The organism is Antricoccus suffuscus, from assembly GCF_003003235.1.
In the GTDB taxonomy this organism is placed as follows: Bacteria; Actinomycetota; Actinomycetes; order Mycobacteriales; family Antricoccaceae; genus Antricoccus; species Antricoccus suffuscus.
Genome location: NZ_PVUE01000004.1, coordinates 150,284 through 175,952, shown reverse-complemented (window position 1 = coordinate 175,952; position 25,669 = coordinate 150,284). Strand labels below are relative to the sequence as shown.

The 25,669-nt window shown below is 64.4% G+C and carries 23 protein-coding genes and 1 tRNA gene; 9 read left to right on the top strand and 15 right to left on the bottom strand.

Annotated elements, in window-relative coordinates:
- The first annotated feature begins 55 nt into the window (after positions 1-55).
- Positions 56-778: a YdeI/OmpD-associated family protein gene (locus CLV47_RS07220; protein WP_202862435.1), complete on the top strand. Its 723-nt coding sequence runs from the start codon at positions 56-58 to the stop codon at positions 776-778.
- Positions 779-850: 72 nt separating this feature from the next.
- On the opposite strand, the gene CLV47_RS07215 is transcribed toward CLV47_RS07220, so the two are convergent.
- The 3 genes from CLV47_RS07215 to CLV47_RS07205 are packed head-to-tail and all read right to left on the bottom strand — an operon-like array spanning position 851 to position 5,430.
- Positions 851-1,477, bottom strand: a complete 627-nt coding sequence (locus CLV47_RS07215; protein WP_106348347.1) for an isochorismatase family protein — start codon at positions 1,475-1,477, stop codon at positions 851-853.
- Positions 1,474-3,345: a hydantoinase B/oxoprolinase family protein gene (locus CLV47_RS07210; protein ID WP_106348346.1), complete on the bottom strand. Its 1,872-nt coding sequence runs from the start codon at positions 3,343-3,345 to the stop codon at positions 1,474-1,476. The genes CLV47_RS07215 and CLV47_RS07210 overlap by 4 nt, the downstream gene beginning before the upstream one ends.
- 3 nt (positions 3,346-3,348) lie before the next feature.
- Positions 3,349-5,430 (bottom strand): hydantoinase/oxoprolinase family protein, encoded by a 2,082-nt coding sequence (locus CLV47_RS07205; protein WP_106348345.1) that lies wholly within the window; start codon positions 5,428-5,430, stop codon positions 3,349-3,351.
- 222 nt (positions 5,431-5,652) lie between these two features.
- On the opposite strand from CLV47_RS07205, the gene CLV47_RS07200 reads away from it, so the two are divergent.
- On the top strand, positions 5,653-6,378 hold the full coding sequence (locus CLV47_RS07200; RefSeq protein WP_146135310.1) for a GntR family transcriptional regulator: 726 nt from the start codon (positions 5,653-5,655) through the stop codon (positions 6,376-6,378).
- Positions 6,371-7,258: an isocitrate lyase/PEP mutase family protein gene (locus tag CLV47_RS07195; protein ID WP_106348343.1), complete on the top strand. Its 888-nt coding sequence runs from the start codon at positions 6,371-6,373 to the stop codon at positions 7,256-7,258. The genes CLV47_RS07200 and CLV47_RS07195 overlap by 8 nt, the downstream gene beginning before the upstream one ends.
- Here CLV47_RS07195 and CLV47_RS07190 read toward each other — a convergent pair.
- Both CLV47_RS07190 and CLV47_RS07185 read right to left on the bottom strand, forming a co-directional pair.
- Entirely contained in the window at positions 7,248-8,267 is a 1,020-nt protein-coding gene (locus tag CLV47_RS07190; protein WP_106348342.1) for a hypothetical protein, read from the bottom strand. The genes CLV47_RS07195 and CLV47_RS07190 overlap by 11 nt on opposite strands.
- 174 nt (positions 8,268-8,441) lie before the next feature.
- A complete protein-coding gene (locus tag CLV47_RS07185) occupies positions 8,442-9,977 on the bottom strand; it encodes an AMP-binding protein (RefSeq protein WP_106348341.1) in 1,536 nt (511 codons plus the stop codon).
- A gap of 138 nt (positions 9,978-10,115) precedes the next feature.
- Between CLV47_RS07185 and CLV47_RS07180 the strand changes: the two genes are divergently transcribed.
- Positions 10,116-11,501 (top strand): MFS transporter, encoded by a 1,386-nt coding sequence (locus CLV47_RS07180; RefSeq protein WP_202862434.1) that lies wholly within the window; start codon positions 10,116-10,118, stop codon positions 11,499-11,501.
- A gap of 29 nt (positions 11,502-11,530) precedes the next feature.
- Here the strand turns inward: CLV47_RS07180 and CLV47_RS07175 are convergent, their stop codons facing one another.
- Complete coding sequence (locus tag CLV47_RS07175; RefSeq protein ID WP_106348339.1) at positions 11,531-13,066, bottom strand: AMP-binding protein; 1,536 nt, start codon at positions 13,064-13,066, stop codon at positions 11,531-11,533.
- Between the two features lie 265 nt (positions 13,067-13,331).
- Here CLV47_RS07175 and CLV47_RS07170 point away from each other — a divergent pair, with 265 nt between their 5' ends.
- Positions 13,332-13,781, top strand: coding sequence for a TIGR03618 family F420-dependent PPOX class oxidoreductase (locus tag CLV47_RS07170; protein ID WP_106348338.1), 450 nt, complete (start codon positions 13,332-13,334; stop codon positions 13,779-13,781).
- 252 nt (positions 13,782-14,033) lie between these two features.
- On the opposite strand, the gene CLV47_RS07165 is transcribed toward CLV47_RS07170, so the two are convergent.
- The 4 genes from CLV47_RS07165 to CLV47_RS07150 form a co-directional block, all read right to left on the bottom strand.
- Positions 14,034-15,290 (bottom strand): acetyl-CoA C-acetyltransferase, encoded by a 1,257-nt coding sequence (locus CLV47_RS07165; RefSeq protein ID WP_106348337.1) that lies wholly within the window; start codon positions 15,288-15,290, stop codon positions 14,034-14,036.
- Positions 15,291-15,418: 128 nt separating this feature from the next.
- Positions 15,419-15,898, bottom strand: coding sequence for a CinA family protein (locus CLV47_RS07160; protein ID WP_106348336.1), 480 nt, complete (start codon positions 15,896-15,898; stop codon positions 15,419-15,421).
- Positions 15,899-16,030: 132 nt separating this feature from the next.
- Positions 16,031-16,951, bottom strand: a complete 921-nt coding sequence (locus tag CLV47_RS07155) for an NADP-dependent oxidoreductase (RefSeq protein ID WP_106348335.1) — start codon at positions 16,949-16,951, stop codon at positions 16,031-16,033.
- A 188-nt stretch (positions 16,952-17,139) separates the two neighbouring features.
- Positions 17,140-17,225 (bottom strand) — tRNA-Leu (locus CLV47_RS07150).
- Positions 17,226-17,399: 174 nt separating this feature from the next.
- Between CLV47_RS07150 and CLV47_RS07145 the strand changes: the two genes are divergently transcribed.
- On the top strand, positions 17,400-18,827 hold the full coding sequence (locus CLV47_RS07145; RefSeq protein WP_106348334.1) for a lipase maturation factor family protein: 1,428 nt from the start codon (positions 17,400-17,402) through the stop codon (positions 18,825-18,827).
- A gap of 53 nt (positions 18,828-18,880) precedes the next feature.
- On the opposite strand, the gene CLV47_RS07140 is transcribed toward CLV47_RS07145, so the two are convergent.
- Together CLV47_RS07140 and CLV47_RS07135 are read right to left on the bottom strand one after the other, a co-directional pair.
- The gene (locus tag CLV47_RS07140; RefSeq protein ID WP_202862433.1) at positions 18,881-20,116 is read right to left on the bottom strand and encodes an LCP family protein; all 1,236 of its coding nucleotides are present in this window, start codon (positions 20,114-20,116) and stop codon (positions 18,881-18,883) included.
- Positions 20,117-20,208: 92 nt separating this feature from the next.
- Positions 20,209-20,799, bottom strand: coding sequence for a GNAT family N-acetyltransferase (locus tag CLV47_RS07135; RefSeq protein ID WP_106348332.1), 591 nt, complete (start codon positions 20,797-20,799; stop codon positions 20,209-20,211).
- Between the two features lie 244 nt (positions 20,800-21,043).
- Between CLV47_RS07135 and CLV47_RS07130 the strand changes: the two genes are divergently transcribed.
- The 3 genes from CLV47_RS07130 to CLV47_RS07120 all read left to right on the top strand — a co-directional run bounded on the left by CLV47_RS07130 (position 21,044) and on the right by CLV47_RS07120 (position 22,823).
- Positions 21,044-21,556, top strand: coding sequence for a methylated-DNA--[protein]-cysteine S-methyltransferase (locus tag CLV47_RS07130; protein ID WP_106348419.1), 513 nt, complete (start codon positions 21,044-21,046; stop codon positions 21,554-21,556).
- A 108-nt stretch (positions 21,557-21,664) separates the two neighbouring features.
- Complete coding sequence (locus CLV47_RS07125; RefSeq protein WP_106348331.1) at positions 21,665-22,363, top strand: helix-turn-helix transcriptional regulator; 699 nt, start codon at positions 21,665-21,667, stop codon at positions 22,361-22,363.
- An 85-nt stretch (positions 22,364-22,448) separates the two neighbouring features.
- The gene (locus tag CLV47_RS07120; protein WP_106348330.1) at positions 22,449-22,823 is read left to right on the top strand and encodes a VOC family protein; all 375 of its coding nucleotides are present in this window, start codon (positions 22,449-22,451) and stop codon (positions 22,821-22,823) included.
- A 32-nt stretch (positions 22,824-22,855) separates the two neighbouring features.
- Here CLV47_RS07120 and CLV47_RS07115 read toward each other — a convergent pair whose 3' ends face one another.
- From CLV47_RS07115 to CLV47_RS07105, 3 genes are read right to left on the bottom strand one after another with little or no spacing between them, the layout of a single operon-like run.
- Positions 22,856-23,545, bottom strand: a complete 690-nt coding sequence (locus CLV47_RS07115) for a response regulator (protein WP_106348329.1) — start codon at positions 23,543-23,545, stop codon at positions 22,856-22,858.
- Entirely contained in the window at positions 23,542-24,825 is a 1,284-nt protein-coding gene (locus CLV47_RS07110) for a sensor histidine kinase (protein ID WP_106348328.1), read from the bottom strand. Before CLV47_RS07110 ends, CLV47_RS07115 begins: the two co-directional genes overlap by 4 nt.
- A 24-nt stretch (positions 24,826-24,849) precedes the next feature.
- Positions 24,850-25,512 carry a hypothetical protein gene (locus CLV47_RS07105; RefSeq protein WP_146135309.1) on the bottom strand — a complete coding sequence of 221 codons (663 nt, stop codon included), beginning with the start codon at positions 25,510-25,512 and terminating at the stop codon, positions 24,850-24,852.
- Between the last annotated feature and the right edge of the window lie 157 nt (positions 25,513-25,669).

Sequence of the window (25,669 nt, the reverse complement as noted above, 5' to 3'; positions counted from 1 at the left end):
GTTAGCCCCCAGGCATAGCGACCGCGCTGCAAAATTCCCGCCCACGCGACGGCACATGGCAAGATCGTTGCATGCCCGCTCGCCCTCGAAAGCCAACCGCATGATCGGCACTCCGGGTGGTTCGGACGAACGGCCAGCGTTGTTCTTCTCCGGACCCGACGAATTTCGGTCCTGGCTGGCGAAGAACCACGACACGGCACCAGATCTCTGGATGGGTCTCAACAAGAAGCATGTGACCAATCGCGGACTGACCTGGGAGCAGGCAGTCCTCGAAGCTCTGTGCTTCGGCTGGATTGACTCGCAGGTACAGCGGATCGACGAGGACGCCATCCGACAGCGCTGGACGCCGCGACGACCAGGCAGTGTCTGGAGTCGCATCAACGTCGCGGCCGTCGCCGCCCTGAGCGAGGCCGGCCGGATGATGCCAGCTGGTCTAGCGGCCTTTGAGCGCCGGAAGCCCGACAGGGAGGCGATCTACTCCTACGAGCAAGCCTCGGTCACACTGCGTCCGGACCTGCTCGAACAGCTCAACGCCAACGTAATCGCAACGGCGTTCTTCGAGGCGGCCACACCGTCGTACCGGAAGCTCTGCATCAACTGGGTGATGAGCGCGAAGCAGGAAGCGACTCGCCAGAAGCGCATCGCGCAATTGATCGACGACAGCACCAACGGACGACTCATCCCCTCACAGCGGTACGGCAAGGAACCGGCGTGGGTACGCCGCGTGCGTGACGAGTTGGGCATCCGGAGTACAAATGTGCCGCCACACAGCGACTGACGGTGATCGTTGCTGCGAGTCGCAACAAATGTGCCGCTCACGAGACTCGTGGCCTCGGGCGATTCTTGACAGCTAAACGGTCAGCCCTGACAAGTAGTCGATGACGTCAGACTCGGTCACCACTTCGGCGTACTTTGCCTGCAGGTCATGCAATGCCGCGTCGTGGGCGGGCGCGTCACGATCGCCGACCGCGTCACGTACGACCAGCGGGATGAGCCCGTTCTGCAACGCATCGAGCGCGGTCGCGCGCACACAGCCACTGGTGCTTACGCCCAGCACGACCGCCGTATCGACGCGCAGTGAGTGCAGCGTGCTGGCCAGCGACGTACCGAAGAACGCGCTCGCGTACTGCTTGATGAGCACCACCTCGTCCTCAGCAGGCGCCACCTCGGGCATCAGCGCAGACATCGGTCCGCCACCGATGAGCGCACGCAGCGCCGGGACCTTCTTTAAGAAGACGCCGCCATCAATTCCGTCAGGGCCGAAGACCACCCGGGTATGCAGCACCGGTACGCCGCTTGCCCGCGCCGCCGCGATCACTCGTGCCGCGGATTGCAGGCAGGAGCGCGATCCCACGTCGAATGGGCTCGACGGATCGAAGTACGCCGCCATCAAGTCGACCGCGATCACCGCAGGCCGAGCGCCGGGCTGCAGTCGTCCTGCAAACCCGGCCCCGAACTGGTCAGCCGGTTCGGTCATGCCGGTACCGGGGGCATGGGTCGCGGTAGGCCGGTCTCCTCTTCACAGCGCTCGAGAATGGTCTCCATCGGCGGGCCCATGTTGAAGGTGGGCAAGTCCCCATCACGGCCGGCGTCGATCTCGGCGCGCAGCGTACTTGTCGCGCCCGCGTCGACGACACCATCCTCATCACAGACCACGCCATACCGCCGGGCGCCGTCCACGCTCACCAGTCCGCGTCGTACCTCAAGCCCGACCAGCTCCGGATCGCGCTTGATCGGATCGCCCCAGCCGCCGCCGCCCCAAGTCACAAAGTGCAGTACTTCCCCCTTTTTGACCGGGTAGTTGTGGATCTTGCTGGCGAGGATCTCGGTGCTACCGTCCTCGCGCACCAGCCACTTGCGCCCACGCGTACCCGGCTCGCCACCGTTGACTCCCCAGGGATACGTCAGCCAGCGGTCGTCGTGAATCGCGATCGTGCCGTTTTCGAGGAATCGGTAGGCGACGTCGACCGCGTTGCCGCCTCGGTGAAGACCCGAGCCGCCGCTGTCGGTGACGGTCTCCATCATCTCGATCCGCAGCGGGTAGTACGACTCGAGATACTCGCAGGGGATGTTGACGAACGACGGCCACAGCGAATGCCCGTCTGGGCCGTCACCGATCGGCCTGCCCGGGATGCCGCCGAACCCGATTGAGTAGAGCTGAAACCACTCCCCCTTGCGCTCGCCCTCGCCGTAGTTGCCCGAATACATGAAATGCGGCGACGAGGAGAAGCCGGCGGCATTGAGCAGGTCTGGGTTCGTCTGACCGAGCAGGCCGCCAAATAGGTCGAAGATCCGCCCGATGCCGTGGTTGCGTGCGTTGAGGGCCGCCGGGTATTCGGGCTTCCAGAAGGACTTCTCGGGAATGATCACGTCGACCAGTGGATAGAAGCCGTCGTTCCACAGGATCTGCGGGTCGGCCACCGTGATCATGTAGATCCCGAAGAACATTCGGGCGAGGTTCTCATTGATGTAATAGTTGATCGGTCCTTGCGCCTGCGGGCTGCTGCCGCTGAAGTCGAGAGTGACCTTGTCACCGACCCTGGTGAGGCTCAGCTTCAGCTCGTAGGGCCCATAACCGACACCGTCATCACAGATGTAGTCGGTAAACGACAGCGTCTCCCCTTCCTTGAACACCGCCTGTAACAGCACCTTCATCGCCCGATAGTTGCGGTCCAGCAGGTCATCCAACGCGGAGGTGTAGGTGTCGACACCGAAGCGCGAGCACATCTCCTGGACACGGCGCGACGCCGTACGGCAGGCGGCGACGATCCCGTTAAGGTCGGCACGGTTCCACTCGGGTTTGCGGACCTGGTTGAGGATGATCCGCAACGCATCATCGTCGATGGCGCCCTTCTTGTAGAGCTTGAACGGCGGGATGACCACGCCCTCTTCGAAGATCGTCTTCGCGTCGGTGGGCATGGACGCCGGCGTCTTGCCGCCCACGTCGGTCATGTGCCCGAACATTGACGACCAGCCGACAATCCGCCCCTCGAAGTAGATCGGCATCACGATCAGCCAATCGTTGGCGTGACTGATCGCGGCCCCGCACGCGTACGGGTCGGACGTAAGCAGTACGTCGCCCTCTTCGATGTCACCGTCGAAATTCTCGAGGAAGTCAGGGATCGACAGGCCGAACTGGCCGACGACCATCTTGCCTTCCGGGTCGCCGATCAGCGGGAATTCGTCATGCTGCTCGCGGATGCCCGGCGACAGCGCCGTACGGAATAGGACCTCGTCCATCTCGTAGCGCGCGTTACGCAGCCCGTTTTCGACCAGGTCGAGCGTGACGAGGTCGACGTCGACCCGGTGAAGTTGTTCAGATGCGGTCTCAATCAGCCGTGCCATAGCTCAGCTCTCCTGCTTCTCGTTGTCGATTGGCCTGATCAGCAAGCTTCCGCTGGGATGCACGGTCGCCTCGTGTCCGGGCAGGATCAACGTGGTCGAGTCCATCTCGGTCACGATCGCCGGACCGGTCACGACGTTTTCGGCCTTCAGTTTGCCGCGGTCGTATTGGCGGGCCTTCACGACGGCGTCGTCGATCCAGACCTCGGTGTCCGAAAGGTACGCCGAGGCAGGGTCCTTGCCCCCGCCCTCGAGCGTCGTCAATCCGATCTGCGGACGCGGGCCGGCCGCCGTCGCACGGAGGGTGACCAGTTCGTGCTGGTTGTTGTCGAGAAGGAAGTCGAAGAGCCGCTTGTGCTCGGCGTCGAACTCCGCACGCAGGCTAGCCAGCCCGGCTCCGCTGCCGTCGAAAGCGGTGAGGTCGATCGTCACCGGGATCTCGAATCCCTGCCCGTGATAGCGCAGGTCGCCCGAATAGGTGACCTTTTGCTCCGATTCGGGAATCCCTTCCTCGTCGAGCGGTACCCGCGCCTCGTCCGCCAGCTCCTGCATCATCGAACGCATTTCGTCGTCGGTGAGCGCGTCGAACGTGCGGATCAGCGTCTGTACAGCCTCGTTGCGCATGTTCGTCGTCGCGTCGCCGTACGCGCACAGCACGCCGGGCGAGGGCGGGATGATCACCGGCCACGCGCCGGTCAGCTTGCCAAGCGCGTTGGCATGAAGCGGCCCGGCCCCGCCAAACGCGACAAGCGCAAACTCCCGGGGATCGAAGCCCTGCTGCACCGACACCAACCGCAGCGCGCCGAACATGTTTTCGTTGACGATGTCGATAATCCCGGCGGCCGCGTGTTCGGCCGACCCGAGCTTCGCCGCTTCGGCAATCGTCGCCACCGCCGCACGGGAGGCCTCGCGGTCGAGTTTCACCTCGCCGCCGGCCAGGTCAGAGGGCAGATAGCCGAGTACGACGTTGGCATCGGTGACGGTCGGCTCGGTGCCGCCGCTGCCGTACGCCGCCGGGCCAGGCACTGCGCCGGCCGACTGAGGCCCGACCCGCAATGCGCCGGTGAGCTCGGGGACGTGTGCGATCGAGCCGCCACCAGCACCCACGCTGCGGACGTCGACCGAGGTCGCGCGGACCTTAAGGTCACCGATGTTGGTCTCCCGTCCGATCCGCGGCTGCAGTCCTTGCACAAGTGCAACGTCCGTCGACGTACCGCCCATATCGAAGGTCAAAAAGTCCGGAAAGCCTGCCTGCTCGGCAAACCAGGCCGCGCCAGTGACGCCACCGGCAGGCCCAGACATCAGCATGGAGACCGGGTTTTGTTGCGCCGAGCTCGCCGCGATCAGCCCACCGTCACTGCGCAAGATGTAGAGCTTGCCGTCGACCCCGGCGTCGGTGAGCTCACGCTCCAGATTGGCTACATAGCGGGACACCTGCGGCTGCACATAGGCGTTGGCAACGGTAGTAATGGTGCGTTCGTACTCGCGCAGCTCGGGGAGCACCGTCGAGGAGAGTGACACCTCGATCCCTGGCAGCTCCTCGGCGGCGATCTCTCGAATGCGAGTCTCGTGGTCCGCGTTGGCGTAGGCATTGATGAGGCTTACACTCAACGCCTCAATATCGCGCGTCTTCAATTGGCGCAGCGCGCGGCGTACGTCGTCCTCGTCCAACTCGGTGACGACCTTGCCGTCGGAGTCGACCCGTTCGGTCACCTCGACGGTGTTTTCCAGTGCGGCAAGGGGTTCTGGCTTAGGCCAGATGATCCAGCCGGCCAGTCCGCCGGGCACGAACGAGCGCGCGATCTGGAGCACTTGGCGAAACCCCCGGGTCGTCACGAGCCCGACCCGCGCGCCCTTCCCTTCGAGGATCGCGTTGGTGGCGACCGTCGTACCGTGGAGGACCTCGCGCACCTGGTCCAGCGTGACACCCGCCGAATCGCAGGCCTGTTGGATGCCTCGCAGTACGCCGATCGATTGGTCTTCGGAAGTTGAGGGCGTCTTAGCCCGGTAGCTCGCGCCGCTCTCCTCGTCGATCAGGAGTATGTCGGTGAAGGTCCCCCCGACGTCGGCGCCCAGGCGAAATGTCATAACCGGCTTCCTTCCCAATTTGCGGTTCAGCACCAAAAACACTTAGCGGCAACGCAAGCCCCGTGCAAACCCAACCCGAAAGTCGTATACGACTTTCCGCAATCACGCGTTAGCCACGGCTCAAACATACGGAGTAACAGGGTGTCGATCAATAGCGCGCGCTAGAATGGCATACGATCTGCCCTTCTTGGGCAGCTGATTCTGCCTGATAGGTTGACGCTCGTGCGCACAGTTACCCCCAACTCCGACCCCGCCCGTGCGTCCGAGCTCGTCTACGCCACGGTCCGCCGCGAGATACTGTCCGGGCGACGCGTCTCGGACAGCTGGCTGCGCGAGGGTGACATCGCCGACGAGCTGGGAGTCAGTCGTACGCCGGTGCGCGAAGCTCTTCGCCGGCTGACCGCAGAAGGACTGGTGCGGCACGAGTTCAACCGCGGCGTACGGGTCGAGACCTGGTCCTCGAAGCAGCTGGAGGAAATCTTCAGCATGCGCTACGTGCTCGAGCCCTGGGCGTGCTCGCTGGCCGCTACCGCCGGGCTTATCGAGATCGCCGAGCTGGACTCGCTCGCATCAGCGATGGATGAGGCCGTCAGTGATACGCCGGACTTCGCGCAGCTCACCACTCTCAACAACGCGTTTCATCGCCACATCGTCGAGGGATCCGGCAACTCTCAGCTGGCTAGCGTGATCGCGTCGATCATCCAAGTCCCGTTGGTGCACCGCACTTTTGAGCAATATTCGGCCCGATCACTTCGCCGTAGCCTGGCGCACCACCACGAGCTCGTCGATGCACTGTCCGCACACGATCCGCAATGGGCACAATCGGTCATGCAGTCACACGTGCGCGCCGCGTGGACGACTGTCATTGCTCACCAACCGCCGTCAGGACAGCTTTCCGCCCTGCCCGATCCGCCCGCTCACCCCGATATAGAGGACGACCATGTCTGATTTTCTTAACCCACAGCCGCCGGCCCGACGCAAACTGCGTGAGGCATTGGCTCGAGGCATGGTGATCGCGCCCGGCGCCTATGACGCGCTCAGCGCGCGGATGATCGACGACGCCGGCTTCGATGCCTGCTATCTCACGGGGTTTGGCACGACCGCGAGCTTGTTGGGCCGACCCGACATTGGGCTCGTGTCCCAGAGCGAGATGGCTTCGACGGTACGACGAGTCGCAGCCGCCATCGACGTACCGGTGATCGCCGATGCCGACACCGGCTACGGCAACACCCTCAACGTCGTACGCACCGTGCACGAGTACGAACAGGCTGGGGCCAGCGCGATCCAGCTCGAGGACCAGGTCTTCCCCAAGCGCTGTGGGCACATGGACGGCAAGGAGGTCGTCGATCTTGGTGAGGCCGTCTCCAAGATCAGGGCCGCCGTCGCGGCGCGGACCGACCCGGACTTCCAGGTCATCGCGCGTACAGACATCGCGGCCATAGAGGGTGTCGACGCGGCAATCGACCGCGCGAAGGCTTTTGCCGACGCCGGGGCCGACGTACTGTTTGTCGAGGCGCCCCCCACGCGCGCTGACATCGAGAAGGTCGCGAACTCGCTTTCCGACCACACGTTGCTGTTCAACTGGGTCGAAGGCGGAAAGACCGAGGGCATCGACATCGACGTCATCCGCGACCTCGGATTCCGTCTGGTGATCTTCCCAATCAGCACGCTTTTGGCTGCCACACATGCGCTCCGCGACCTACTGACCACACTGAAGTCGACATCCTCGACGGATGCAGCGCGCGCCCGCATGGACTCCTTCGACGACGTCGTACAGATCGTCGGTCTCGACGAAGTCCGCCAAATCGAAGAGTCCTTTAGTCGGTGAAGTTGGCTCGGACCTCGGCGGCCATGCCCTCGGGGGCGAGGTCGATCATCGCCTCGGAGTGCAACTTCTCGAAGTAGGTGACATCGCTGCGATACATCGGTTCCGCGTTGGACCTGCTCACAACCCTCAGCAGCAGCGAGTATCGATCGGACGGCGACGGCCCTCCGCCGTACATCGCCCAGTTGAACGCCGTGAGGTTGAGCGAGAAGTAGGTCTGGAAGACCTTTGACAGCGTAAAGCCCAGATCCGCGCAGTCGTCAGGGGTCAGTTCGGTGATGTCGTGTGCGCCATCGACGACCGCCCACACCTCATGGAAGCCGATCGGCGCCCAGGGTGTGAGGACCGAGACTCGGCCACGACGACCGATCCACCGCTCGCCGGCTTCTTCCTGACCTACGAGGGCATCCCAGTAGGACCCGGGGCCGGCCCACTGCTGAGAGAGGTTCACAAGGTTGCGTTGGACCGTCGTACCAATGTCATCATGAGCGGATTGGCCGTGCGGGTGAATCAGCGAACTGCCGCTCGGAGGCAGATAGTTGGCGTTGACCGACGACCACATGGGACGCAGTCCGTGCACGCCTTTGGTGTAGACCGTAAATGCCTCCAACAGGTCACCGACCCGCTTCGGCGTCAGCTCGGGCAGGTCGAGGAAGTGTGACTCGGTGTCGTAGAGGCCGACCGATGAAAACTCCGAGTACGCCATCACGTTGGGGACGACCGCGGCCGACCCACGACGGATGCGGCCCTCGTCCGTGATCGACGGGTCGAAGGAACCGGTCGCCATCTCGATCTTGTCTGCGCAGAACGGGCAGAAGGGTGGCGTCGCAGTCAGCTCCGACAGGTCGGGGCGGGTCTGCGGCGCGAGCTTAGAGCCGGTGATGATTCGCGAAGTGTGGCCCGTGAGCGGATCCACTCGCACCTCGAGCGGCACCTCGACGATCGACGTGGGGTTGGTGAGCTCCGGTACGCGTGCGGTGATGTCGTGCTTGACGAACTCGATAGCAGCCATGCGCCCAGCCTACAAAGTCGGCCGCCCAGCGCAGACCCGCCCACTCGCGAGGCCCCCACCCGTCACAAAATTCCCCAGCCTTGAATCCGAATTTTGTGACGGATCATCGGGGATTTTGTGACGGATCATCGGGGATTTTGTGACGGATCGTCGGGGATTTTGTGACGGATCGCGCTACTTGGCGGGCCAGTACGTCGCGCGGAGCGCCTTCTTCTGAAGCTTGCCGGCCGGCGTACGGGGCAACTCGGCAACGAATTCGACCGTGCGCGGGCACTTGAACCGCGCGGCGCGCTCGATGCAGTAGTCGATCAGTTCGCGTTCGAGGTCAGCATCGGACTTGTCCGAGGCGGTGCGGATGACGACGGCCTTGACCTGCTCGCCGAGGTCGTCGTCCGGTACGCCGATGACGGCCGCGTCGAGGATCTCCGGATGGCTCAGGATGAGGTCCTCGACCTCCTGCGGATAGATGTTTACGCCGCCGGAGATGATCATGTGGGTCTTGCGGTCGGTCAGATAGAGGTAGCCGTCCTCATCGAGGTAGCCGACATCCTCAACGGTCGCCATCGCGCCATCCTCGTCGGTGGCCTCAGCCGTACGTTCCGGATCACCCTTGTAATAGAAGTTGGTCGCGCCGCGGAACCAGATGACACCTTCTTTGCCTGGCGGGCAGTCGTTGCCGTCTTCGTCGCGGATCACCAGCTCGCCCAGCACCGCTTTCCCAACGGTGCCAGGGCGCGCCAACCACTCCTCGGAATCGGACATCGTGAAACCGTGACCCTCGGTGGCGCCGTAGTACTCGTACATCACCGGACCCCAACGATCGATGATGGCCTGCTTGAGCTGCGGCGGGCACGGTGCCGCGCCGTGCACGACCGTCTTGAGGGTCGACACGTCGTACGACGAGAGCACCTCTTCAGGCAGTCGCATGATGCGCGCGAGCATCGTCGGCACCACCTGCGTGGTGGTGATTTTGTACTTCTCAACTAGTGCAAGGAACTGCTCGGGGTCAAATCGCTCCATCACGACCGATGTCACGCCCAGCCGAATCGCGCCGGACAGCGCACTGTGTGGCGCCGAGTGATAGAGCGGCGCCGACGACAAATACGTCATGTCCGCGGTGAGTCGGAAGATCATGTCGGTGAACGCGTAGACCGGAAGCGTGTCGCGTGGATGGCCCTCGGGCAGCGGCCGCGCGATGCCCTTCGGGCGGCCCGTCGTACCGGACGAGTAGAGCAAGGCCACGCCGAGCCGTTCGTCCTCGATAGGTTCCTTCGGGTACGGCGCGATCAGCTCCTCAAAGCTCTCGAACGGCGCCTCGAGATCGCCTGCCTCACTGATGATCCAGCGCTCGACGTTGGGGCATGCGGCGGGCAGTTCGCGCGCGATCTCCAGCAGCTCCGAGCCGATGAAGGCAACACGCGACTCGCTGTCGTTGATGATGTAGGCGATCTCGTCGACCTTGAGGTGCGAGTTGACGCAAACATATCGCAACCCGGCACGCTCGGCGGCGCCCTTGCAGGTGATGTACGTCGGAGTGTTGTACATGACCAACGCGATGTGATCGAGCGGCTTAAGACCGAGACCGCGCAACAACTGGGCCGCTTGGTTCGCACGTGCCTCGTAGTCGGCGTAGGTGATCACTTCGCCACTACCGGCCATGATGATCGCAGGCTTGTCAGGATTGGTGCGAGCGTGTTCGGCGGCGTACATCTTGGGTGGACCTCCGGGATAAGAGAATTAACTGAAGGTTAATCGGCTCGCGTTTAGACGATCAGGCGACCCACGGGGCCACTCATTGGGCCCGGTCAGCCTATATACGTATCGACGTACGGCCCATATATTGGCAAGGTGGCCGCACGCGCTGAGGGGACGTCGTCTAGGCCGAACCGGACAATAGCTGCGCTGTGTACCGGTACGGCGATCAGTGGCATGAATTCCGGCATGATCGCCGTCGCGCTCTCGACGATGCGCGGCGAGCTCAAACTGAATCCCGCATCGATCATGTGGGTGATCACGATCTACTACCTGGCCTCGGCGATCCTGCAGCCGTTGATGGGGCGGCTCGCCGATCGGTACGGCCCGCGGAAACTGTTCCTGTTCGGCATGGGCGTCATCGTGGCGGTCGGTATTGTCGGCCCGTTCGCCTCCACGCTGCTCACCGTCTGCATCGCACGCGTCTTTCTCGCGATGGGTACCGCGACAGCCTTCCCTTCTGCCGCGGCCATGTTGCGGGGTATCGCGGCTTCATCCGGCAAGAGTGCGCCCAAGATGATCGGTCGGATCCAGATGATCGACACCGGCGCCTCCGCAATCGGTCCGGTCATCGGCGGGTTACTCGTCACCCACATGGGTTGGCAGTCGGTCTTCTGGGTCAACATTCCCTTTGCGGCACTAGCCCTGATCAGTTCGCTGTTCTTCGCACCGGAGGACGGCGTACGCGCAAAGGTTCCGCTGCGGAGCACCATCGTCGAGTCGGACGTCCCAGGAGTAGCGGCCTTCGCCGTGGCGGTCGTGGCGCTGCTGACCTTCCTACTCGAGCTCCCCACCGCACCGATCTGGTGGCTGCTTCCCCTCACGCTGGTCGCCGGCGCAGTCTTCGTCTGGCGAGAGTCACGCTGCGTGAAACCTTTTATCGATCTTCAACTGCTCGGGGCTAACACCGAGCTACTCATGGTCTATCTGCGCTTTGCACTGATCAATATCGTCTTCTACGGGGCTCTGTTCGGGGTGCCGCAGTTCCTCGATGACCACGGCGGCTACCGCACCGATGTCGTCGGGATACTCGTCGTGCCACTGGCCGCGTTCACCCTGCTCCTTACGCCGTACACCGAGCGGCTGATCGAACGAACGGGTCTTCGGCATGCGCTCGTCGTTGGCGGCGTCGGGCTTTTTGCCTCGACGGTTCTGTCTATGCTTCTCGTCGTGTCGACGGCGCCGTACGTCGTGCTCGTGGTCACCGCGGCCATGGGCATCCCCTATTGCATTCTCACTATCTCGCTCACGCAGTCCCTCTATGTGGCAGCCAACCCCGACGAAGTCGGGGAGGCCGCGGGCCTCTTCCAGTTGTCCCGTTGCATCGCGGGTATCTGCTCGACCGCGGTCGTCGGTATCGCATTCGCTTCGGGCAGCGGCGCCACGGCTTGGCTCTACGTCGCGGGCGCCATCACGATTCTCGCTTTCGGATACCTACTGCTCGTCCTGGGTCGGCAACCACGACAGCTCAGGCCCGCCTGACCGCCGAGATCGACCCCGCGTTGTTCGGCCTACTTGGCGGGCCAGTACGTCGCGCGGAGCGCCTTCTTCAGCAACTTGCCTGTTGGCGTACGAGGCAGTGACTCGACGAAGTCGACCGTGCGCGGGGATTTAAAATCTGCCACGCGCTGAGTGCAGTAGTCGATCAGCTCGCGTTCGAGGTCAGCGTCGGACTTGTCGGACTCGGTGCGGATCACGACGGCCTTGACCTGCTCGCCGAGGTCGTCGTCCGGGACGCCGATGACCGCGGCGTCGAGGATCTCCGGATGGCTGAGGATGAGATCCTCGACCTCCTGGGGATAGATGTTTACGCCGCCGGAGATGATCATGTGAGTCTTGCGGTCGGTCAGATAGAGGTAGCCGTCCTCATCGACGTACCCCACGTCCTCAACTGTGGCCATTGTCCCGTCTTCGTCGGTCGCCTCCGCCGTGCGCTCCGGATCGTCTTTGTAGTAGAAACTGGTCGCGCCGCGGAACCAGATGACACCTTCTTTGCCTGGCGGACAGTCATTTCCCTCGTCGTCACGTATGACAAGCTCACCAAGAACAGGCTTACCCACGGTGCCCGGACGCGCGAGCCACTCCTCGGAGTCGGACATGGTGAGCCCGTGCCCTTCGGTGGCGCCGTAGTACTCGTACATCACCGGGCCCCAGCGGTCGATGATGGCCTGCTTGAGCTGCGGCGGGCAGGGCGCGGCGCCGTGCACGATCGTCTTGAGCGTGGATACGTCGTACGACGAGAGCACGTCTTCGGGTAGTCGCATGATGCGTGCGAGCATCGTCGGCACTACCTGCGTGGTGGTGATCTTGTACTTCTCAACCAGTGCAAGGAACTGCTCGGGATCAAATCGTTCCATCACGATCGAGGTCGCACCGAGCCGGATCGCACCGGACAATGCTCCGTGGGGCGCCGAGTGGTAGAGCGGTGCCGTCGACAGGTAGGTCATGTCCGCGGTGAGTCGGAAGATCATGTCGACGAAGGCGTAGACCGGCAGCGTGTCCTGCGGATGCCCGTCCGGAAGGGGCCGCTCAATCCCTTTTGGCCGCCCCGTCGTACCGGACGAGTAAAGCAAGGCCACGCCGAGGCGTTCATCGTCGATGGGCTCCTTCGGATACGGCGCGATCAGCGCCTCAAAGCTCTCGAACGGCGCCTCGAGACCGCCCGTCTCGCTGACGATCCAACGCTCCACGCCGGAGCACATGGCGGGCAGGTCGCGCGCCATCTCCAGCAGCTCCGCGCCAAGCACAACGATCCTCGACTCACTGTCGTTGATGATGTAGGCGACCTCGTCGACCTTGAGGTGCGAGTTGACGCAGACGTACCTCAGACCGGTGCGCTCGGCCGCGCCCTTGCAGATGATGTTCGTCGAGGTGTTGTACATCAGCAAGGCGATGTGATCCAACGACTTGAGCCCCAGCCCACGAAGCAGCTGCGCCACCTGGTTGGCACGCCCTTCGAAGTCGGCGTACGTGATCACCTCGCCACTACCGGCCATGATGACCGCGGGCTTATCGGGAGTATTGCGAGCATGTTCGGCGGCGTACATCGAAGTGAACCTCCGGGACTGGCGACTATCTGAAGGCTACTGGGTGGCGGCCATAACCTCCACGAACTTCAGCGGCGTCAGTCGTAAAACCGAAATGCCAACCCGCGTGGGCAGCGACGCGCACGGCAATCGGTTCTATAGTCGGTCGTATGGCTGACGCATCTGCTCATCACAGCAGGATTACTTTCGATCGCCGCATCCGCGCCATGCACGAAGATCAGTCGCTCGCTCGAGTCCGCGAGCTGGCGCTGTTGGCGGGTTGCCAGTGACGACCGTCGCCGAGTTCGCCGATCTCGCTCAGGCAGAACAAGGGTTAGTCGTGGTCGCGACGCAGCGAGCGGACCGTAGTGTCCAGGCCTCGCTGGTCAACGCCGGCGTACTCGACCACCCGCGCACCGGCGAACCCGTGGTTGGCTTCGTCACCTATGGGCGCGTGAAGTTGGCCAACCTACGGGCTCGACCCCAGCTCGCGGTCACGGTCCGCTCAGGCTGGCAGTGGGCGACGGTGGAGGGCGATGCAGAACTGATCGGACCGGAAGACCCGGTTCCTGGCATGGACGCCGAACGGATTCGGCTGCTGCTTCGCGAGGTTTTCGTGGCCGCCGGTGGGCAGCACGACGACTGGAACGAATACGACCGGGTAATGACCGAGCAGCGCCGTTGCGTTGTGCTCGTACGACCGACCCGCTGCTACAGCAACGCGCCGACCAGCTGACAGGACCTGTCGGCGCTACCCTGCTTGGCGGCCCATGTGCGGTGCGGGTTGCGCCGAGGCCCATGCGGACGGGCACCCGGTCCCCGCCGCGACCGTCGCGAAGTCGGTTATCCCGGGTTGATGAGGTACGAGTAGGGCGCCCTGAGCATGCGGGACCCTGCGAGGGGTAGCAGCACAACCACGTGTCCTGCTACCGAAAACGCACCCGCGGCGGGCGCGGGTGCGTTTTCAGTCGAAGATCCACAGGGCCGATTAGGCCTCCACGCGCTCGATGATCACGGCCGGGGCCATCCCGCCGCCGGCGCACATGGTGATCAGGCCGTAGCGGCCACCGGTGCGCTCAAGCTCGTCGAGGGCGGTGCCGATCAGCATCGAGCCGGTGGCGCCGATCGGATGACCCAGCGCGATCGCGCCGCCGTTCGGGTTGACCTTTGCGCGGTCGACGTCCATGTCCCGGATGAACTTCTCGGTGACGACGGCGAACGCCTCGTTGACCTCGTAGACGTCGATGTCGTCCTTGGACAGGCCCGCCTTCTCCAGCACCTTCTTAGCGGCCGGGACCGGCGCGTTAAGCATGAATGTCGGGTCGTCGCCCATGTTCGCGTAGGCCACGATGCGAGCACGCGGCTTCAGGTTGTTCTTCTCGGCATATTCCTTCGAGGCCAGCAGAATCGCGGCCGCGCCATCAACGACACCGGACGAGATTCCGGCGTGGTGCATCGCCTCGAACTTCAGATCCGGGTAGCGGCGGGTGATCTGCTCACGCGGGGTGTGCCCGTTGCCCTGGTCGGAGTCGATGATCGCGCCGAAGGCCGGCTTGAGTCCTGCGAGACCCTCCGCGGTCGTCGACGGGCGCGGGTACTCCTCCTTGTCGAGCGCAATCGATCCATCCTCGTTGTAGACCGGTACGACGGACTTGTCGAAACGGCCTTCCTCGATCGCGATGGCTGCGCGACGCTGGCTCTCCAGCCCGAGCTTCTCCAGATCCTCGCGGCTGATCCCCTCGTTAGCGGCAATCGCGTCGGCGCCGATGCCCTGATGGGTCTGTGGGTGCAGCTCATCGAGGGCCTCGTTGCCGGCGCCCATGCCGTAGACCTTGATGCCCTTCTCGATCTTCTCCCGGGCCTGGGCGGCGGTCAGGCTCATCATCTCGGTGCCACCGGCGATGACGAGGTCCTCCATGCCGGACATGATCGAAGCCGCTGCCATGTTGACGGTGGTGATGCCGCTGCCGCAGAAGCGGTCGAGCGTGACGCCGGATGCCTTAGTGTCGTAACCGGCAGCCAGCAGTGCCATCCGGCCGAGGTCGCCGCCCTGCTTTCCGTCCTGTGAGGACGTCCCCCAGATGACGTCGTCGACCTCTGCGGTGTTGATGCTATTGCGGTCGCGGATCGCCTTCAGCACGGTCGCGCCAAGGTGCTGCGGGTGCAGGTGCGCGAGCGCGCCCTTGCCCTGCTTGCCGATTCCGCGCGGTGTACGAACCGCGTCGATGATGTAAGCGTCTGCCATGATGGCCTCCGAGATTGTATTAAGGGCTCAATTTGCAGCCTACGACACAACTATTCGGCATGCGTCGCCGCACACGTCGCGATGCAGCAAAACGGCGCGGAGACCTAACGACTGTCCGCCGCCGACTCTTAGGACAGCGCTTCGTTCAGCAGACCCAGCGCCGACGCAGCGAAGGCATGCATGTTTGACACGCGGTCGCCGGAACCGGTCTCGATCGTGCGGGACAACTCCACCGGACCCACCACACTGAGGAAGGTGCACCCCGCCGGATCGCCGTACCGCGTAGCCGACGGCCCAGCCGCGCCGAACTCGGCGATTCCCCAGGTCGTGCCAAGCCGGTCTCGTACGGCGCTCGCGAGCAGGTTTGCGTGCGGTTCGCTCAGCGGGCGCACCCCGGTCATGTCCGACGGGGTAATCGCCAGCAGATTGGTGATCGCGGCCTTGGTGTAGACCACGCTGCCGCCCACGAAGTACGCCGATGCCCCCGCCTGGGCCAACAGGGCCGCGGAGATCAGCCCGCCCGACGACGCTTCCGTCACGGCGATCGTCTCGCCTCGCTCACGCAGCGCAGCCGCGACCTCGCTCGCCGCCGCCAGCAGTTCGTCCACGGGTCCTCCTACGTTCGATTACGAATAGGCATCCAGGCTATCGGCCACATCCGACCGGTACATTGACGCGGCATACTCGGGCAGAAAAAACCCCGTGAGCTCGTGGTCGACGATCGCCGCCGCATGCGGTCGTTATTCGAACCGCAGGACGAGTTTGCCGCGCGCGTGCCGGGTCTGGACCTTGGCCAACGCGTCCAACGCATTATCGAACGGATAGACCCGTTCGACCTCCACATGCATTTCCCGCGAGGCTATCTGCGCCATCAGGTCGGCCAACTCGTCCCGGACGTCCGTTTGATAAGGGACCGTTTGCACGTGTACGCCGCGCTCGGGCTCCACGATGTCCCCGGAAATGGAAACGACGCTCCCGCCGTCCCGCACCACACTCAGGCTGCCGGCCGTGGTGTCAGGTTGCACAGCTATTGCCGCGTGAACCCCGGCCGGTGTCCACTTCATGATTTGCTCGGCCCAGGCCGGGTCGTGGTAGTCGACGACCATCTCGGCGCCCAGCGAGCGCATATAGCTGTGGTTCTGCTCGGAAGCCGAAGCACCGACCCGCCACCCCCGATGTCGAGCGAGTTGAATCGCCAGCGTGCCGATCGCCCCGGAACCTCCGGCGATGAACAGTGAGCCCCCGGCGGGCACCGCATCAAGGGCACGTAACGCCCGCAGCACAGTGTTGCCGGCTACCGGAACAGCCGCGGCGTCGACGAAATCCATCTCGGACGGCACCGTAACGATGGCCGCATCGGCCTTGACTGCGACGTACTCGGCCCAGGTGCCGCCCTTGGGCTGCATGGAACTGACGAACGCGATCCGATCACCAGGGGCGTGCGCCGACACCCGGCTGCCCACCTCTACGACGACGCCGGCAGCCTCGATCCCAATTGTGAAAGGATATTTCGCGTCACCTGGCAAAAAATAAGAGTCATGGATCCCCACGCCGACTGCACGCACACCGACGAGCAACTCGTCGTCGTCGATCTGCGGGGTCGGGACATCCGCTAGCTCAACGGAGTGAGCGCCGGCATGTGGTAGGACGAAAGCTCTCATGGCTCTGGTGTGCTCCTTGCTCCCCGGTAGTTACACGCTGAGACGTCGCCCGCGGCTGTGTTTGCGGGGCGCTTATGGCCACACTATGGGTTTTGTACCGCGGATGGGACCGACGATCCACCGGCTCCGCTGAGCGCACAAACCAAAATGACCCCTGACCGTGCTACCTGGTCAGGGGTCATTTTGTCTGGTGGGCAAGGGGGGACTTGAACCCCCACGTCCTTACGGACACTGGCACCTGAAGCCAGCGCGTCTGCCATTCCGCCACTTGCCCAAGCGGTGCTTAAACGACGGCATAGGTTAGCACGATCGGCCTGGCTCGTCGTACGCCGCCCTGGTCCGGGTCGGCTTTCGACTCCAGGGACGGATTTGGTCGCGAGTATGCGACCAAATCCGTCCCTGGAAGTCGCTACCTTGGGTGAGCCGCGTGCTGAGGCAGACTCGGGTGATGGAGTGGACGTCGTACGCCGACGCGTGGCTCGGCCGCGCGATCTACGAACACGGCCTCGGGCTCCTGCTGCTCGTCGCGTTTGTCAGCAGCATCGCTCAGTTCCGGGCGCTGCTCAGCAGCACTGGGCTGCTGCCGATCCCGGCGTACCTCAAGGCCACGAAGTTCTGGGCCCGGCCGAGCATTTTCGGCGCGCGTTACTCCGACGCGATCTTCCTGACGGTGGCGTGGATCGGTGCCGGTCTGGCCGCACTGACGGCGACCGGGCTGACCGCGCGGCTCCCTTGGTGGGCGCACACCGCAGTCTGGGCGGCGATGTGGCTGCTCTACTTGTCGATCGTCAATGTCGGGCAACGCTGGTATGGCTTCATGTGGGAGATGATCATCTGCGAGGCGACGTTCGTCGGAATCTTTGTTGGCCCCGCCAGTACGACGCCGTCCACGCTGGTGGTGTGGATGTTGATCTGGTTGCTAATTCGCATCGAGCTCGGCGCCGGGCTGATCAAGCTGCGCGGCGACTCGTGCTGGCGGGACCTGACCTGCCTGGACTTCCACCACGAGACGCAACCGATGCCCGGCCCACTGAGCTGGCACTTCCATCACCTGCCAAAGCCCTTGCACCGGATGGAGACCGCGGCGAATCACGTTGTACAGCTCGTCGTACCGTTCCTACTCACCGCGCCGCAGCCGGTGCGGACTTGGGCGGCGCTGGCGATCGCTCTCACCCAGGCCTGGCTCGTGTTGTCCGGCAACTTCGCCTGGGTCAACTTCCTCACGATCGTGCTCGCGCTATCGCTCGTCGACGCCTCTGTTTTCGGCGTCAGCGCACCATCGATGACCGCACCTGATCCCGCGGCGCAAGGCGTCGTGATCGCGGTGGCGGCCGTCGTACTGGTGTTGAGCTGGTGGCCGCTGCGCAACCTGCTGTCCAAGCGCCAACGCATGAACGCCCGCTACAACCCGCTATTGATCTGCAGCTCGTACGGCGCGTTCGGATCGATTGGGCGGGTACGGCGGGAGGTGGTCATCGAGGGCACCGCCGACCGCTCACTGTCGGCCTCTTCGCAGTGGCTTGAATACGAGTTCTACGGGAAACCGGGCGACGTACGACGGCGGCCGCCGCAGGTCGCGCCGTACCACTTGCGGCTGGGCTGGATGTTGTGGTTCGCGGCGCTGTCCCCGGCGTACCGGATCGGCTGGTTTGAACGGCTGCTCGCGCGACTGCTGCACGGCGACCCCGCGCTTTTGCGGATGGTGCGAGTGAATCCGTTCCCGGACGGGCCTCCGGCGTACGTGCGGGTGCGCCTTTATGACTACCGCTTCACCACGCGCGCGGAGCGGCGGCAGTCTGGCGCGTGGTGGCACCGCGATCTAGTCGGCACGGTGAACGATCCGCGGCGGCTACGCGAGCCACCGGTCCGGACGTGACGGATGGTCCGACATTCGTGACGGATCGTCGGACATACGTGACGGATCGCGGGTTACTTGGAGAGGAGGTTGGTGGGCACGGCTTCGTCGTTGGCGAGCGCGCCGAAGAAGGCCTTCGCGCCCTGTTCGTCCCATTTCACGACCGATCCGACGCCGCTGAGGGTCGGCGTACTCCCGATAGGCACGGTCGACGTAACCAGTTTGCTGTCGCCCATCGCCAGGCCCATGCTGGCGAGGTTCCACAGGTGTGTGCCGCTGTCGACCTCGAGCGAGTCGACCGCGGACAGCGCCATCGGCACCGACTTGAAGGGGTTGATCAGCGTGCCGATGCCGGATGCCTTGCTCAGCAGCGCGGCCAGGAACTTGCGCTGGTGCTTGACCCGGTCGAGGTCGGCCATCGGCGTCGCACGAGTCCGGACGTAGCCGAGCGCCTGCGCGCCGTCGAGCGTCTGACAACCGGCTTGCAAGTTGAGACCGGCCTTCGGATCGTTGATCGGCTTATCGACGCAGATGTCCACGCCGCCGACCGCGTCGACAACCGACGCGAATCCGCCGAACCCGACCTCCGCGTAGTGATCGATCCTGAGGTTCGTGATCTTCTGGACTGTTTGCGCGAGCAACTTGCCGCCACCGAAATTGAACGCCGCGTTGAGTTTCTGCTTCCCGTGCCCGGGGAGGTCGACGAGCGTGTCGCGCGGCAGGCTCACCAGTGTCGGTGCGACACCCGAGTCGGGCACGTGAAGCACCATGATCGTGTCGGTACGTTTGCCCGCAGCATCGCCGGTGGCGAGCTTCTTCTTCTGCTCGGCGGTGAGTCCCGCCCGGCCGTCCGAGCCGACCAGCAACCAGTTGGTGCCCTTCGTCGCGGCGGGACGACCGGAGTAGTCGGCCAGTACGTCGGACCGCTTCAAGGAAAAGTCCAGGTAGGCGCCGAAGCCGACGATGACCAACACCAGCACGAGCACGATCGACCCGAAGATCTTGAGCCCCTTGTGTCGTTTCTTCGGGCGCCCGCTCGGCGGCGGCGGATAGCCACCGCCAGGCGGCGGTTGACGGGGTGGCTGCTGAGGCGGGTACGTTCGCCGCTGGCCCGGGTAGTAGTCCTGCCCATACGACGTCGGCGGCGCGAGGGGGCGTTGCGGCGTACCCATGACGCGGGTGTCATTCGGCCCAGGACTATGTCGTTCACCTGCCGGCGCCTGATCGCCGCGACGGCGTTTGGAGGCGTTCCCGCGACCCCGTGGATCGAGGTACGCAGGAAGCTCGCGGTCACCGTAAGGGTCAGTCATTCGTACGAGGATACGTACTCCGGCGCCCGTCCAGCGTGATGCGACCGTGATTTGCCGCGAGCTTTCCTCGCGAGAGGCCTGCGGCGTGCGCGCTACGAGCGACGCGGCTCAGTTGGTACGTCGAGATCGGCCTTGCGCAGGCGGTAGACCTGGAGCTGCAGGTCGTAGTACTTATCGGTCTCTCCGACCCACTCCATCCCCACACTCTTAGCGGTGGCAGCGCCCCGAACGTTTCGTGGCCGCACAACCGCAAACAATTCGTCGATGAGCGCGCCGGACTCGAAAGCCTGATGTGCCACCGCATGACCGGCCTCGGCAGCCAGACCCTTACCCCAGGCGCGCGGGGCCAGCTGCCAGGCAATTTCGAGATCACCGTGGTACGGCGGCATCGGCAGCAGGGCGATGCCGCCAACAAGTTCTCCGGTTTCGCGTAACTCGATCGCCCATCGACCTTCGGGCAGATCGCGTCCATCGCACTCGGAGATCCAACGCTCAAGGATCTCTTCCATCGCGGGGATGTCTGGCACCTGCTGCATCGCCGGCGCGAGCCATCGAGACACGTCAGGGGTGCCGTAGATTGCAAGCGCGGCGGGCGCGTCCTGCAGCGTCCATGGTCGCAGCGTCAGTCGCGGCGTATGAATGCTGGACTCCTCGATGATGACCCCGTGCATCCTGTCAGTCATATGTTGAAGGTAACCGCGAAATAGGTGTTGTGCCCGGTCCGGGGGTCAAATGCCCGCGCTGCGCAGTCGGACGGCGAGTGCAGGGGACACACAACCAGCCGTACCTCCGGCTCGGGACGGGCCGTGGTTAGTTGTCGTCGCGAGGCAGATACGTGGACATCGGTAGACGTTGAGCGGGCTCACGTTTGGCTCGCCCGGCACGTCTACATCGTGGAAGTATCAGTACGACGAATTGAGGATGATCATGTTCGACCGTCACGCAACGATCACCACGGCCATCGGCGACCTCACCTTGGTCGCCGCAGACGACGCACTGATCGGGATCTACTTTCCGCACCACTGGGTCGGCGCCGCCCGCGCCTCCCGCGGTGCTGAAGTGGCCGCCGATAATGACCCTGTCCTGTCTGTGGCTGCCGCTCAGTTGCGGGAGTACCTCGCCGGTGAGCGCTCCGACTTCACCATCAAAACGGCCGCTGAAGGCGACGAGTTTCAGCAACGGGTCTGGGCCATCCTGCACGAGATTCCATCCGGGGAGACCACGACGTACGGCGCGATCGCCGCGCAACTCGGCGACAAGTCGCTGGCGCGGATGGTCGGCAAGGCGGTCGGTTCGAACCCGCTGTCGATCGTCGTACCGTGCCACCGGGTTGTCGGGGCCGACGGAAAGCTGACCGGGTACGCCGGCGGCCTGGAACGCAAACAGCACCTGCTCAACCTCGAGGGCGCGCTACCCGCGCAGGCCGAGGCGCTCTTCTAACGAAGCCCTCAGCGCGGTCACGCGACCCAGCAGCCGAAGCCAACGGCAAGTCGACCGGCTATGTCCGGGGTATCGAACGGTCCCCGTTTCGACAACTAGGGTAGACGCGTGAATCGCACCGATCGCCTGTACGCACTCGTGGAGGAGTTGCGGGCGGTGGCGCCACGACCGAGGAGCGCCCGGTGGCTCGCAGATCGATTCGAGGTCAGCACTCGGACCGTAGAACGGGACCTATCGGCCCTGCAACAGGCCGGAGTGCCGATCTGGGCAGAACCCGGCCGTACCGGCGGCTACTGCCTCGATCCGTCGCACACGCTCGCGCCTCTTGGCTTCACGGTCGACGAAGCGCTCGCGGTGACGATCTCTCTCGGGATGCTGGCCACGAGCCCCTTCCGTGACGCAGCGACCTCAGCACTTCGCAAAGTGGTTGCCGTGATGGATGACCGCAGCCTGAGCGAGACCGCGGACCTAGCGACACGCATCCACTTGCTCGATGACGGTCCTGCAGCAGAAGTACCCGCCGACTTACCACAAGCGCTGCGCACCGGACACGTGCTCCAGATTCTCTATCAAGACCGAAGCGGTACCGAGACCGTCCGTGAGGTCGAGCCCCTTGGCTTCGTCGGGAAGGGCCGCGGCTGGTACCTGATTGCCTGGTGCCGGCTCCGGAACGGAATCCGCGCATTCCGCGGCGACCGAATTATCACAGCGGAACCCACCGGCGAAAGATCGCCGCGGCGCGACTTTCGCGCGGAGGACCTCGACATCGTTTACGGGGAGCTGCGCACCGTCGGCGCGGGCAGATAAAGCCGATAAACACCGACAGGACGGTGTCGCCGAGGCACCCTACCGTCAGCGTGTCGCGGCAACGGGCCCGGCGGAAGGGAACATCATGGAATTCGCATCGATTCGGATTATCACCAACCACGTCGACCGGCTTGCCCACTTCTACGAGGCGGTCACGGGCACGACGGCGGCACGACCGGCCCCAGTGTTCGCTGAACTCCGAACCGCGACTGGCATCCTCGCGATCGGAAGTACCGCGACGATGGCGATGCTTGGGGAACACGCCCCGACACCAGCTAACAACAACTCGGTCATCATCGAGTTCCTCGTTGACGACGTCGACGCCGAGTTCACGCGACTGCGCGACGCCCTCGACGAGGTCGTGCTCGCGCCGGCCACGATGCCGTGGGGAAACCGGTCGACGTTATTCCGCGACCCGGACGGCAACCTCGTCAACCTTTTCTCACGGCCTGCCAGCTGAACACAACCGGCCGGTCAGCCGCGCGATCAGGGTCAGCGAGGTGGCGGGCCCGGGGTCACCAGGTGGCTGCGAAACGCCATGACGACGGCCTGGGTCCGGTCGCGCAGGCCGAGTTTCATCAGGATTCGGCTCACGTGCGTCTTGACGGTGCCCTCACCGAGCACCAGGTGCGCCGCGATCTCGGCGTTGTTGAGACCTTCGGCCATGAGTATCAGCACCTCGCGTTCGCGCGGCGTCAGGAGGGCAAGATCTTCGGCCGGCGGTAGCGCGTTGTCCGGACGAGCCGTGAACTCCGAGATCAAGGTGCGGGCAACCGCCGGGTCCAGCCATGCCTCACCGGCGGCGACAGCTCGGGTGGCCGGGACCAGATCCTGCGGGGCGGCGTCCTTGAGCAGAAAACCAGAGGCGCCAGCCCGCAGCGCCGCAAACACTGCCTTGTCGAGGTTGAACGTGCTGAGCACCAGTACCGACACCTCCCGGCGATCGGCCGCGACCTCAATACCGCCAGCGGTGATTCGCCGGGTCGCCTCGACGCCATCCATATTCGGCATCCGGACGTCGAGGATCGCGACGTCCGGTCGAAGCTCGGTCACCGCCTCGACCGCGGCCCGGCCGTCGTTGACCTGAGCGAGCACCTCAATATCCGACGCGACCGACAGCAACATCGACAGCCCGCCGAGCACCAACGCCTCGTCATCGGCGAGCACCACTCGGATCGTCATAGCGTCGCACCTCCAGTCACCGCGACCGCTGGTGTGGTGGATGGAATGGGCAACGTCGCGTGGACCTCATAACCACCGGCGTCACGCGGTTTCGCCTCAAACGCACCGCCGGCGAGCACGATGCGCTCGGTGAGGCCGAGCAGCCCGTTGCCGGTCGATAGCCGCTCGTCCGCACCACGCCCGAGCCCGTTGTCCCAGATCTTGATATCGAGCTGCGCCGCGGTCCACTTGAAATGCACGTTGACCGTCGCGCCGGCCCCTGAATGTTTGGTGACGTTGGTCAGCGATTCGCTCACTATCCGGTACGCCGCGGCATCCACACTTCGAGCGAGTGGCCGCGGAGATCCTTCGGCGTGCAGGATGACCTCGACTCCGGTGGCGCGGATCGACTCCAGCAGTGCCGGCATCTCGTCGAGACCGGGAGGCAAGACCAACTCGTGGATCGGGTGCTCGTCGACATCGGAGGTCCGCAGGACCGACAGAAGCCGGCGTAGCTCCGCCATTGCCTGCGTGCCGGTCTTCTCCACCACGTCGAGGGCATCCAGAGCGCGCTGTTGATCGTGTGTCATCACCGCGCGTGCGCCGGACGCCTGCAGCACCATAAGTGTGACGGCGTGGGCGACGATGTCGTGAAGCTCGCGCGCCACCTCGCTGCGCACGCTCATCACGGCGGCGCGCGCGGCTTCGGCCCGGCGAAGCTCATAGTTGCGATCCGCCGTCTTGCGCCACCAACCGATGCCGGCACCGACAAGCAGGATCGCGAGATAGCCGATCAGGATTCCGACGTAGACGCCGGCGCCCCAGTCGAAGTCGTGCGTGCGTGCCTCGGAGTACACCCACGACATGGCCGGAACGATCGCGACTACGGCGGCAAAGACGCCGGCGCGCAACGGCAGGAACGCGATGACTCCGGCAAGCACGATGCACACCGGGACGACCGGCCGGTACGTCGTACTCAGGGTAATCGCCACCGACAGCGCGCAGACCACGAGGAAGACCGGAATCCGGGCTCGCACCCGCAGCAGAAGTACCCCGAACATCAGCACACCGCAGGCCAGGACTATGCCCCATGCGGTCTGCGGGCCGCCGGCCCGCGGGTCGGGCGCAACGACGTCGGAGAAGAGGAACACGTCGAGCACAACCGCAGCCGCCAGCAGTAGCGTCTCGCGGATCCGGTCGACGCGGGGATTCTTGCTCTGTAGCAGTCGGCGGGTCGTGTCCGCGGGGTCGGTGCGCAGCGGGATCGTCGCACCCGTCGCCCGGTCTGCGTCGTCAGTCATCCCGGCACCTCAGTCGGTCGATGGTCAGCAAAAGATGCCGAGCCAGCTGCACAAGGACCACCGGTACTTCATGCCGACCACGACTTGCGGTGGCGTGCAGGTGATCTTCCGCGGGGCCTTCGTCAGCACTCGCTCATCGGTGAGGAGGGCGGTCCGCATCCCTTCGGCCGCGAGGCCGGCATGCAGGTCGCCGTCGAACCGGCTGATCAGGTCCTCGAAGTGTTTTTCGGTGGTGAGGTGATCGGGCACCCGTACGTCCGCGACGGGCGTCGCAAGCGTAATGATCGCGGTGACGGTCGGCGCGTCCTCGGTCGCTCGGTGTGCGAATGTGCCGGTCGGCTGCGCGCGTCGTACCGGCAGATCCGAGCCGGGCGGCGGTAGCACCGAGACTTCGCCAGGACAGATCCCGTCGAGCCGTTCGAACGGTAGGTCACGAACGAGGATCCGGTTGCCGGGCAGAAGCGTCGCGGGAAATCCGGTCAGCCCCGCCTCGTCCTTCGTCAGCAGCATCGCGTAGCAGGAGTCGTCGACCTTGTCGGGTTTGTCCGTTTTCGGCGTACCTGTTTTCGGCGCCGGGACCTTAGGAGCGCCGTCCTTGGCAGCGCCGTCCTTGAGGGCGCCGGACTTGGTCACCTTTTTAGGTCGTTTGGGCTCGATGGGTCGTTTGGGCTCGTTCGGTGTAGTCACGGTCTCCCCCGTCTTCAACTCACGCGCGTCCGATTGGACCTCGTGTCATCAATCTTGCGTTGGCAGCCCCCGCGGCGCATCTGCGCCGATGGATATTCACGTTGTATGCCGGCCGATGTATGCCTAGAGATATACCCCGAATACCTCTCCTTGGACA